Annotated in this window: 7 protein-coding genes; 2 read left to right on the forward strand and 5 right to left on the reverse strand. The window is 73.5% G+C overall.

Annotated features, from left to right (window positions below):
• Genes Acy02nite_RS42760 through Acy02nite_RS42775 form a run of 4 tightly spaced genes read right to left on the reverse strand, consistent with a single transcriptional unit; the run spans position 1 to position 6,675 of the window.
• The gene (locus tag Acy02nite_RS42760; protein ID WP_239175782.1) at positions 1-1,053 is read right to left on the reverse strand and encodes an alpha/beta hydrolase; all 1,053 of its coding nucleotides are present in this window, start codon (positions 1,051-1,053) and stop codon (positions 1-3) included.
• On the reverse strand, positions 1,050-1,775 hold the full coding sequence (locus Acy02nite_RS42765) for a thioesterase II family protein (RefSeq protein WP_239175784.1): 726 nt from the start codon (positions 1,773-1,775) through the stop codon (positions 1,050-1,052). The genes Acy02nite_RS42760 and Acy02nite_RS42765 overlap by 4 nt, the downstream gene beginning before the upstream one ends.
• The gene (locus tag Acy02nite_RS42770) at positions 1,765-3,711 is read right to left on the reverse strand and encodes a non-ribosomal peptide synthetase (protein WP_203754995.1); all 1,947 of its coding nucleotides are present in this window, start codon (positions 3,709-3,711) and stop codon (positions 1,765-1,767) included. Before Acy02nite_RS42770 ends, Acy02nite_RS42765 begins: the two co-directional genes overlap by 11 nt.
• A 12-nt stretch (positions 3,712-3,723) precedes the next feature.
• Positions 3,724-6,675: a type I polyketide synthase gene (locus Acy02nite_RS42775; protein WP_203754999.1), complete on the reverse strand. Its 2,952-nt coding sequence runs from the start codon at positions 6,673-6,675 to the stop codon at positions 3,724-3,726.
• Positions 6,676-6,820: 145 nt separating this feature from the next.
• On the opposite strand from Acy02nite_RS42775, the gene Acy02nite_RS42780 reads away from it, so the two are divergent.
• Positions 6,821-8,050 (forward strand): cytochrome P450, encoded by a 1,230-nt coding sequence (locus tag Acy02nite_RS42780; RefSeq protein WP_203755001.1) that lies wholly within the window; start codon positions 6,821-6,823, stop codon positions 8,048-8,050.
• Positions 8,051-8,112: 62 nt separating this feature from the next.
• A complete protein-coding gene (locus Acy02nite_RS42785; protein WP_203755003.1) occupies positions 8,113-9,024 on the forward strand; it encodes a glycosyltransferase in 912 nt (303 codons plus the stop codon).
• 678 nt (positions 9,025-9,702) lie between these two features.
• Here the strand turns inward: Acy02nite_RS42785 and Acy02nite_RS42790 are convergent.
• Complete coding sequence (locus Acy02nite_RS42790) at positions 9,703-10,509, reverse strand: SAM-dependent methyltransferase (protein ID WP_203755005.1); 807 nt, start codon at positions 10,507-10,509, stop codon at positions 9,703-9,705.
• Positions 10,510-10,750 lie beyond the last annotated feature (241 nt).

The raw sequence follows: 10,750 nt of genomic DNA on the forward strand, positions 1-10,750 counted from the left end.
TCAGCTGCTCCTAGCGTGATGGTGATCTGCGGGGTGTGCTGCCGGGAGGGCCGGTGGCCGCCACCCGCTGCGGTCCAGCAGGCGGCGCAACCAGTCGGCTCGCGCCCGCTTCGCGGTGCGTGACACCACCGCGTCCGGCACCCATTCGTCGAAGCTGTGGAACGCCCCGGACCACACATGCAGCTCCGCCTCGGCGCCGCAGCGCCACAGTCGTTCGGCATAGCGCACCGCGTCGTCGCGCAGCGCCTCCACCGAGCCGACGTCGAGGAAGGCCGGGGGCAGCCCGGTCAGGTCGGTGGCGCGGGCCGGGGCGGCACCGGCGGGCACCTCCGCGGTGCCGCGGCGAGCGCCGAGCAGCGCGGTCCAGCCGGCCCGGTTCGACGCGCCGTCCCACAGCCCGGCCCGGTCCAGCTGCACCGAGGAGGGGGTGTCGCACCGGTCGTCGAGCATCGGGCACTGCAGCATCTGGCCGAGCAGCGCCGGCCCGCCGCGGTCCCGGGCCAGCAACGCCAGCGCCGCCGCCAGGCAACCGCCGGCGCTGTTGCCGCTCACCACGATGCGCTCCGGATCGAGGTGGTGCTCACCGGCATGCTCGGCGAGCCACACCAGACCGGCGTAGCAGTCCTCGACAGGCGCCGGATGCGGGTGCTCCGGGGCCAGGCGGTACTCGACCGCGACCACGGCCAGGCCGAGCTCCTCGGCCCGGTCCAGTTCGTCGGCCAGCTCCACGGTGCGGGTGCCGCCGGCCACCATGCCGCCGCCGTGCGTGTTGTAGATGACCGGGTACGGCCCCGGCGCGGCGCTCGGCCGGCAGATCAGCAGGGTGATCTCCGGAGCACCGGCCGGGCCGGGTACCACCAGCTCGTCGACGGTGAACGCGCCGCTGCGGCGGATGTCCTCGTCGGACAGGCTGCCGGCCCGGGTGCGGGCCCGCCGGTCCGCGACGAGCTCCGGGGTCAGCGGTCCCGGCAGCATCGCCAGGATGTCCCGCAGCGGAGCCGCCAGCTCGTGGTCGACCGGCGGCGGCGGCCCGACCGGCGGCGTGCCGGTCACCGCACACCCGCCAGGAGGTCGTGCAGCAGCTCGTACGGCGGCCGTTCCACCAGGTAGAAGTGGTGGCCGGGGACGACATGCTCCCGGAAGCCGGCCTCGGTGAGCTCCGGCCACGGCCGGCGGTCGGCGTCGGTGTCGGCGTCGCCGACGATCGCGGTGACCGGGCACGGCAGCACCGGTGCCCGGCGGTGCCGGTAGGCGTGGAACATCGCGCCGTCGCTGCGCACGTACGGCAGGACCAGCTCCTGGAAGAACGGGTCGTCCAGCGCGGCGGCGTCGGTCCCGCCCAGAGCGGCCAGCCGCAGGGCGGTGTCCTCGTCGTCGGCGTCGTCCGGGGCGGGCGGCGGCAGCGGGGCGTTCCGGCTGCCGGACACCACCAGGTGCGCCGGGGTGACACCGTGCTCCAGCAGCGCCCGGGCCGCCTCCAGCGCCACCACCGCGCCCAGGCTGTGCCCGAAGAGGGTGAGCGGCAGCGGCGTCAGCTCCGCTGCCGCGGCGGCCACGTCGGCACCGAGCCGGACGATGTCGTCCGGCGACGGCTCGTCGATCCGTTCGCCCCGGCCGGGGTAGCGGACCGCCAGCACCTCGGTGTCCGGCAGATGCCGGCCCCAGTCCCGGAAGAACGACGCGGAACCGCCGGCGTGCGGGAAGCAGATCAGTCGCCGGTGGGCGTCGGGGCAGTCCACCGGGCGCGCGAAGACGGTGTGCGGGTCAGCGGTCACGACGTCCCCCGTTCCGGGTGGCCCGCTCGCGGCGGGCGCGGACCGCGGCGGCCCGGCGGTTGGTGAGCTGGGAGCGGTCCACGCCCCGGCCCGGCCCGCGGTCCCGGTCGAGCAGCCGGGCCTGCGCCGCCACCGTGGTGTGCTGGAACAGCGCGACCACCGACGGCCGGACCCCGGTGTGCCGTTCCAGGGCGTCCTGCAGCTGGAACATCGCGAGCGAGTGGCCGCCCAGATCGAAGAAGTTCGCGTTGTCCGGCACCTCGGGCACCTTGAGCACCTCCGACCACGCGGCCGCCACCCCGACGGTGCTCGGCCCGCCGTCGGTCGCCTCGGTGCCGCCGGCGACCGGGTCCTCGTCGGCCGCCGTCTGCAACTGGGCCCGGTCCACCTTGCCGCTGAAGGTGAGTGGGAAGTGCTCCAGGATCCTGATCCGGGCGGGCACCATGGCGGCGGGCAGCCGCTCGGCGAGATCGGCGCGGACGGCGGCCGCGTCGGTTCCGGGGTCGGCGAGCACGAATCCGACGAGCGTCGTGTGCGCGCCGTCGGGCACCACGACCGCGTCGCGGACGCCGGCGACCGTGCGGGTGGCCTCCTCGACGGCGCCCAGCTCGATCCGGTGTCCGCGGATCTTGACCTGGTGATCGCGCCGGCCGAGGAACGCCAGCGTGCCGTCCGGGTTCCATCGCGCCCGGTCGCCGGTGCGGTACATCCGGGCCCCGTCGCCGGTGAACGGATCCGCGGGGAACGCCGTGGCGGTCGCCTCCGGCCGGCCGAAGTACCCGGCGGTGACGCCCTCGCCGCCGATCACGAGTTCACCCTCGGCGCCGGGCGGGACCGGCCGCAGGTCGTCGTCGAGCACGTACAGCCGGGTGCCGGGGATCGGGCCGCCGATCGACACCGGCCCGGGCCCGGTGAACCGGCGGTAGCTGGCCCACACGGTGGCCTCGGTGGGGCCGTACTCGTTGACCAGCGACACCGGTCGCGGGTGCGCCGCGAAGTGCCGCTCCACCAGCGCCTGCGGCAGCGGCTCGCCGGCCACGACGACCGTGTCCAGGCTGGCGAGACGGGCCGGGCCCACCCGGTCGGCGGCGTCCAGCACGACGTTGTACAGCGACGGCACGCACAGGGTCAGCGTCACGCCGTTGGTGTGGATCACCTCGACCAGCCGGGCCGGGTCGCGCACCTCGTCGCGGGTGGCCAGCACCAGCGTGCCGCCGGCGCTCAGCGTGCCCCACAGCCCCGCCACCGACGAGTCGAACGCCAGCGGGGAGACCAGCAGGAACGTCGGTGCTCCGGGGTAGACCTGCCGGCGGGCCAGCGTGGACGCGGCGAGCGTGCCGTGCGTGACCAGGACACCCTTGGGCTCTCCGGTGCTGCCCGAGGTGTAGATCAGGTACGCCGGGTCGGCCGCGTCGACCTGGACGTCGAGCAGGGCGGCCGGCGGGCCGTCCGGATGCGCGGCGTCGGTGTCGGCGTCGACCATCGGGTAGCCGGAGCCGGCCAGCCGGGAGGTGGTGCCGGCGGTGGTCACGACCGCGCTCACCCGCGCGTCGGTCAGCACGTCGGCCACCCGCTGCTCCGGCCAGCCGGGGTCGAGCGGCACGTACGCCGCGCCGGCCCGCAGGATGCCGACGGCCGCGGCCACCGCCGCGGTGCTCGGCTCGGCGAGCAGCCCGACCCGGTCCCCGGGCCGCACCCCCCGGTACGCCACCTCCGCGGCGACGCGCCCGGCCCAGCGGTCCAGTTCGGCGTAGGTGACCGTGCTGCCGGCGGCGTGCACGGCGGGCCGGTTCGGGCAACTCGCGGCGAACCGGGCCACCGCGTGGTGCACCGGTTCGCGCCCGGTGTCCGGCAGCGGCGCGCCGATGCCGATCGCGACGGCGTCGGCGGGGTTCGCGTGGTGGACGATGGTCGGCGGATCGGTGGTCGCGGACATCAGATCTCCTCGTCAGTCGGTCGTGGCCCGGCGGCGGCCGAGCGCGTCGTGCACGAGAGCGGTCTGCCGGCCGAGGGTGCGACCGGCCAGCATGTCGCGCAGTGGAACCCGGACGCCCAGCTCCTCCTGGATGCGGCGGGCCAGCTGGGTGATCAGCAGGGAATCCCCGCCGAGGGCGAAGAAGTCGGCGTCGTCGTCGAGGTCGGGCCGGCCGAGGACCTCGGCCCACAGCTTCGGCATCAGCACGTCCGGGTCGGGATCGCCGGCGGTGTCCGCCGCCGGGCCGGCGCCGGCCGCCGGAGCAGCGGCGGTGGACGTGGTCACGGCCGGTCCACGGCCGGCCTCGGAGGCGCGCAGGCGCGGCCCGGAGAACGCGTACCCCGGCAGGTGGATCAGGCGCCCGTCGTGGCCGCCCAGGTGTTCCGCCGGCACCGGCACCCCCAGCGTCCAGAGCCGGCCCAGCGCGGTCAGCACTCCGCGGCCCGCCGGGTCTCCGGCATCCGGCAGGTCGAGCGGCACCGCGGTCAGGCCCGCGGCCTCGGCCTGGCTGGACAGCGTCCGCCCGGGACCGGCCTCGACCACCACGCAGCCCGGGTGCCGCGCCGCCAGCGCGGTCAGGGCGTCGCCGAACCGGACCGGGTTGCGGACCTGCTCGACGAACGACCGGGTCGTGACCGTGTCACCGGCCGCGACGAGCTCGCCGGTGAGGTTGCTCGCCCACGGCGTCGTGGCCGGTCGCGGCCGGACCGTGCCGAGCGCGTCGGTGAGCGCGGGCAGCGCGGGCTCCATCAGCATCGAGTGGAAGGCGTGGCTGGTACGCAGCCGCCGGAGGAAGACCCGGCCGTCGGCGAACCGGCGGAACCGGTCCACCTCCGGCTCGGTGCCGGACACCGTGCAGGCGACCGGGCCGTTGATTCCCGCCAGCTCGAGGCCGGTCCCCGACTCGGCGATCAGCTCGCGGGCGGTCGCCGCGTCGCAGCCGACCGCCAGCATGGCGCCCGGCGGGCAGGCCTGCATGGCCCGGCCGCGGACGGTGACGAACCGGGCGGCGTCGCCGAGGTCGAGCGTCCCGGCGAGGCACGCCGCCACGATCTCGCCCAGACTGTGCCCGAGCAGGGCACAGGGCGTCACGCCCAGACCGGTGAGCGCCCGGCCGGCCGCATAGCCGACCGCGAACAGGGCCGGTTGTGCCAGCTCGGTGGCGGCCAGCCGGTCCGCCGGGAAAGCCGGATCGAACAGCGCCTCGTGCAGCCGGCCGGCCTCCTCGGGCCCGAACGCGCCGAGGCAGGCGTCCAACTCGGCGGCGAAGCCGGGCAGCCCGGCGGCGAACGGCGCGGCCATGCCGGGGCGCTGAGCACCCTGGCCGGGCAGCAGGAACGCCACCTCCGGGGCGCCGGTGGCCGGCACCCGGCCGCGGGCCGCCGCCGAGCGCCGGCGCAGCAGGCCGGCCACCTCGGCGCTGTCCCGGCCCACCACGGACAGGCGTTCGGCGAGGTGGGCCCGCCCGGCGAGCAGGGTGGTGGCCACGTCGGCGAGGTCGGGCCGCTCCCGGTCGAGCTGGTCGGCCAGCCGCTCGGCCGTACGGTCGAGCGTCTCCGGTTCCGCCGCGGACAGCACCACCACGCGGTCGCGGGCCGGCGGCGCGGGCCGGACCGGCTCCTCCGGCGGCTCCTCGACGATGACGTGGGCGTTCGTGCCGCCGATGCCGAACGAGCTGACGCCGGCCCGGCGCGGCAGCGGCCCGGTCCAGGGCTGTGCGGACACCGGCACCCGCAGCGCGGAACCGGCGTCCTCCAGCAACGGGTTCAGTCGGGTGAACCCGGGCACCGGCGGCACCAGCCCGGTGCGCACCACCCACATGGCCTTGACCAGCCCGGCCAGCCCGGACGCCGCGTCGAGGTGGCCGATCGAGCCCTTGAGCGCGCCGACCGCGACCTGTCCGGGCCCGGCCCCGGCGGCGGTCAGCGCCGCGTTCGCCGCGGTCCACTCGATCGGGTCGCCGATCCGGGTACCGGTGGCGTGCGCCTCCAGGTATCCGATCGAGGAGCCGTCCACGTCAGCGGCGTCCAGTGCGGCGTTGATCACCGCCTCCTGGCCGACGATCGACGGGGCGTAGTAACCGGCCTTGGCGTCGCCGTCGTTGTTGACGGCGGTGCCGATCAGGACGCCGTACGGCTGCGGGGCGTCGCCCAGGTCGGCGAGCCGGCGCAGGACCACGGCGACCGCCCCGGACCCGGCGACCACACCGTCGGACTCGGCGTCGAACGGGCGGCAGGCGCCGGCGGCCGACTGGATCCCGCCGTCCACGTGCAGGTGGCCGCCCTGCGGATAGTCGATGCCGGCGGCCACCACCAGCGCCGTCCGGCACTCGCCGTTGAGCAGGGCCTGCACCGCCAGGTGTGTGGCGACCAGGGATGACGAGCACGCGGTCTGCACACCCAGGGCCGGACCGGTCAGGCCGAGCTTGTACGCGACGAGGCTGGCGATGAAGTCGGGTTCGGTCCCGTGCAGCGCCTGGTCGAGGGTGAGCGGGTCGAGCGGCCCACCGGCGAGCATCGCCCGCAGGTAGCCGCTGCCGCTGCCGCTGGCGTAGACGGCGATGTCCCGGTCGGCGCGGTCGTCCTCGGGCTGCGGCGGGAGCCCGGCGTCCTCCAGCGCGGACCAGGCGACCTCGAGCATCAGGCGGTGCTGGGGATCCATCAGTTCGGCGTCGCGCGCGCTGATGCCGAACAGCCGGTGGTCGAACCGGTCGGCGTCGTCCAGCACGCCGCGCACGGGGACGTAGTCGGGGTTGTCGGCGAGCTCGGCCGGCACCCCGGCCTCGATCAGCTCGTCGCGCGTCAACCGGCGGGTCAGCAGCCGGCCGGTCCGGACGGCGTCGAACCATGAGTCCAGGCCCGGCACCCCGGGGAGGCGGGCGGCCACCCCGGTGACGGCGATGTCGAGCGCTCGGTCTCGGTTCACGAACCCACCTCCGGATGTGCGATCACGATCTGTCGTACCCCCCACGTTGCCGCATTAGGCAACATGTGGCAACCTTCTTGCCAAGATTAGTCACAAACCCTGGCTCTGACAGCCGGGGTCGTCGAGCGCTGGACGGAGAAGACGTATGCGATCGGCTTCGAAGGAGATCAGCGAGCCGGTGGTGACCGCCGCACCCGAGGCGGAGGCACCGGATCCGGCGGTGCTCACCGACGCCGGATGGCACGCCGAGGGTGATCCGTACGCGGTCTGGTCCTGGATGCGCCGCCACTCCCCGGTGCACCACCACCCGGCCGGCGACCTGCCCGCGTTCTGGTCGCTGACCCGCTACGCGGACGTCCGCGCCGCCTACCGGGACCCGGCCACCTTCTCGTCCCGGCAGGGCGTGCTGCTGCGCCCCAGTGACCAGGGAGTGGACCCGGGTGGCGGGATGACCCTGGCGCTGACCGATCCGCCCCGCCACAAGCAGCTGCGCGCCGTGGTCGCCGACTGGTTCACCACCCGGGCGGTCCGCGAGATCGAGGCGGCGATCCACACCGCGGTCCGCGGCAGCCTGGAGCAGGTGCGAACGGCACCGGTCGTGGACTTCGTGCACGACATCGCGGGGCGCGTGTCGATGTACCTCATCGGATCGCTGATGGGGGTGCCCGAGCGCGACCACGAAAGCCTGTTCCGGTGGACGAACGAGGCGTTCGAGGCGGGCGTCTCGCTCGCCGCGCACCAGGACCTGATGCGCTACTTCATCGCGATGATGGAGCAGCGCCTCGCCGAGCCCACCGACGACCTGGTCAGTGCCCTGCTCGGCGGCACCGTCGAGGACGAGCTGCTAACCGAGGAGGAGGTGCTGCTCAACTGCGAGAACATCGTCGGGGCGACGGAGAACGGCCGGCTCGCCATCGCCGGCGGGATGGCGGCGTTCCTCGACCACCCGGACCAGTGGCGGCGGCTCGGCGCCGATCGTTCGCTGCTGCCCTCCGCCGTGGAGGAGGTGCTGCGGTGGACCTCCAGCGCGACGCACAGCATGCGGACCGCGACCCGCGACTGCGAGGTGGGCGGACGGCGGATCGCGGCCGGCGACCGGGTGGTGTTGTGGGTGCCCTCGGCCAATCGCGACGAGGACGTCTTCACCGCACCGGACAGCTTCGACATCGCCCGCAGCCCCAATCGTCACCTCGCGCTGGGCATCGGGGAGCACTTCTGCCTCGGTGCGACGCTGGCCCGGGCGCAGATGCGCATCCTCTACGGCGAGTTGCTCGACCGGACCGACCGGATCGAAGCGGCCGGCCCGGCGCACCCGGTGCGGTCCATCGCGGTCGCCGGCCCGGAGACCCTGCCGATCCGCCTGGTGTACCGCTGACCGCTGCGCCCGCGCCAGGCCTTTGCCAGAGTATTGCCAAACCGTGTGTTAGGAGATCAGTGATGAGTTCCACCCCGGCTTGCAGCGTCATCATCCCCACGTACAACCGCAGGGACCTGCTGCGCCTGAGCCTGAACGCGCTCTGCGACCAGGACATCGGCACCGACGCCTTCGAGGTGCTCGTCGCGGACGACGGCTCCGACGACGGCACCGCCGAGATGGTGGCCGAGTTCCGCGGCCGGCTGGCCGTCCGTCATCTTTTCCAGCCGGACGAGGGGCACCGCGTCGCGGCGGCCCGCAACCTGGGCATCGCCAACGCGACGAGCGACGTGTCGGTGCTGGTGGACTCCGGCGTGCTGCTGCACTCCGGCGCGCTGCGCGCCCACCTGCGCAGCCATGAGCAGGACCAGCCGGCGGCGGTGATCGGCTACGTCTACTGCTTCAACCTCGACAACGAGGACGCCACCGAGATGATGGACACGCTGGACTTCGCCGACGTCGACGCGACGATCGCGCGACTACGGAGTGAGCAGCGGTGGCTGGATCTCCGGGAGGAGTTCTACGCCCGGGAGCCGGGCCCGCTGCGCAACCTTCCGGCACCGTGGGGGCTCTACTGGACGTGCAACGTGTCGGCGCGCACGTCGCAGCTCCGGGCGGTCGGCGGGCTGGACGAGTCGATCACCTCGTGGGGCTCGGAGGACATCGACCTGGGCTACCGGCTGCACCGCGACGGCGCGATCTTCTCGCTGAACCGCGACGCCGCCGCCATCCACCACCCGCACCCCAAGGAATGGTCGGCGGAGAGCCGGCAGGGGTTGCTGCGCAACCGCCGCTACCTGGCGGAGAAGTACGACACGCCGATCACCCGCCTGCTCGGCGTGGAGCCGATGATCAGCCTGTTCGACATCAACGACATCATCCGCAACGAGAACCTGCCGAGCTGCCAGGACTATCTCGCGGCGGCGCGCCGCTGAGGCCGGGTGACACGGGGGACCGCCCGCGGGCACATGCCCGCGGGCGGTTCCTTAGTTCTGCGCAGCCCGCGTCCGAGCCGTCCGCTCGGCCGGCATCGAGGAGACGGCGGTGTCTCGGAGGTCGCGCCGTCCGGACACCGCCGCCTGGCGGTCACGGCCAGTCGATGTCCGAGCCGGAGCGCCCGGCTATGGTGATCAACTTGTTCTGTCGACCGGCGGGAATGCTGCTCGGTGCGGGCTTGAGCAGGGTGTCTGCATGTGACCAAGTGATCATCACTAATACTCCCCGTTGGAATCGTTGCGATCAATGTATCCGCCTATTCGGAAGGCAAACACGTTGCCGCTCAGCACTTGTCGACGCGCTTCGACGACGCGGCGGGGATGGCGCGTAACCCCAGTTCATAGCGGTGATTGCCACTTTCGCGGCACGCCGGAGCGGACAGCCTTCCCCTCGAAGGCATCCTGTCCACAGTGGATTTCATGATCAATTGCATCGTTCGTTTTTGATCAAATCCCCGGTGGGCGGAGTGCCCGCCGTGCATTAGATGTTGACCTTTACCGATAGCGCGGAGATGTCCCGGAGCATCGTGGCGGGAAGGGCACCGCACGTCTACCCGCCGCCATGGACATCGGGTCCCGCGCGGGCAAGGGCAGCGCGTCCGTGAACCGGTTCAGCGTCTACGGCTTGCGGGCCAGTGCCGCCCAGAAGCCGGCGTCGGCCGGTGCCAGATCACCGGGCTGGTCCGCACGCCGCCAGCGGGTGCCGACCACGATGCCCGGCTCGACCAGCTCCATGCCCTCGAAGAGCCGCGCGATCTCCTGCTGGTCACGGGGCCACACGTCGAGCCGTCCGGACTCCAGCAGCTTCATATAGGCCTGCCGGTCCTCCGGCGTCATCAGGTCGGTCGTGGCGTGGGTCAGCGCGAGGTGGCTACCGGGGGCCAGCGGCGCCAGGAGAGCGTCGATCAGTGGCTTGGCGGCGCCGGCGCCGTGGACGAAATGTGCCACCGCGATCAGCATCACCGCGACCGGCTTGCCGAGGTCCAGAACCTCACGGAGCTGAGGGTGGTCGAGGATCGCCTCCGGGTCGTTCAGGTCGGCCTCGATGTACGCGGTCCTGCCCTGCGGCGAGCTGGTGAGAAGAGCCCGGGCATGGGTCAGCACGAGCGGGTCGTTGTCGACATACACCACCCGGCTGTCCGGGGCGATGCGCTGGGCGACCTCGTGGGTGTTGTCCGCTGTCGGCAAGCCGGTACCGATGTCGAGGAACTGCCGGACCCCGGCCTCGCCGGCGAGATACGTGACCATCCGGCCCAGGGCGTCGCGGTTGGCGCGCACCGCCAGCCGGGCGCCGGGAAAGGCTTTCTCGATCTCGTCGCCCGAGGCTCGGTCGGCGGCGAAGTGGTCCTTGCCGCCCAGCCAGTAGTTGTAGCGCCGTGCCGGGTGCGGCACATCGGTGTTCAGCCTGGACGAGTCCCCGGTCATGAAAGTCACGATAGTCGATGGTCGGTGGTGCCGTCCGCACGGTCACGGCCGGCGGCGGGCCGGGATGCCACCGCGGGGAGACCGTCAACGTTTCGTCTGCGCCACGTCTGCGTGCCGCTGGTCGACTGTTGGCATGGTGAATCTGAACAACGGCGGCACGGTCGACCTCGACGCGACCGCCGTCGCCGAACTCGCCCGCCGTGTCGCCGGTGTCGTCCTTTGCGGGTGAGCGCACCCTGCT

Source organism: Actinoplanes cyaneus (assembly GCF_016862095.1).
GTDB lineage: Bacteria > Actinomycetota > Actinomycetes > Mycobacteriales > Micromonosporaceae > Actinoplanes > Actinoplanes cyaneus.

Bases quoted from the DNA above. Each gene is read 5' to 3' on its own strand.
- Acy02nite_RS42770 (WP_203754995.1), bottom strand. From the start codon at position 3,711: ATGTCCGCGACCACCGATCCGCCGACCATCGTCCACCACGCGAACCCC.
- Acy02nite_RS42780 (WP_203755001.1), top strand. From the start codon at position 6,821: ATGCGATCGGCTTCGAAGGAGATCAGCGAGCCGGTGGTGACCGCCGCA.
- Acy02nite_RS42785 (WP_203755003.1), top strand. From the start codon at position 8,113: ATGAGTTCCACCCCGGCTTGCAGCGTCATCATCCCCACGTACAACCGC.
- Acy02nite_RS42790 (WP_203755005.1), bottom strand. From the start codon at position 10,509: ATGACCGGGGACTCGTCCAGGCTGAACACCGATGTGCCGCACCCGGCA.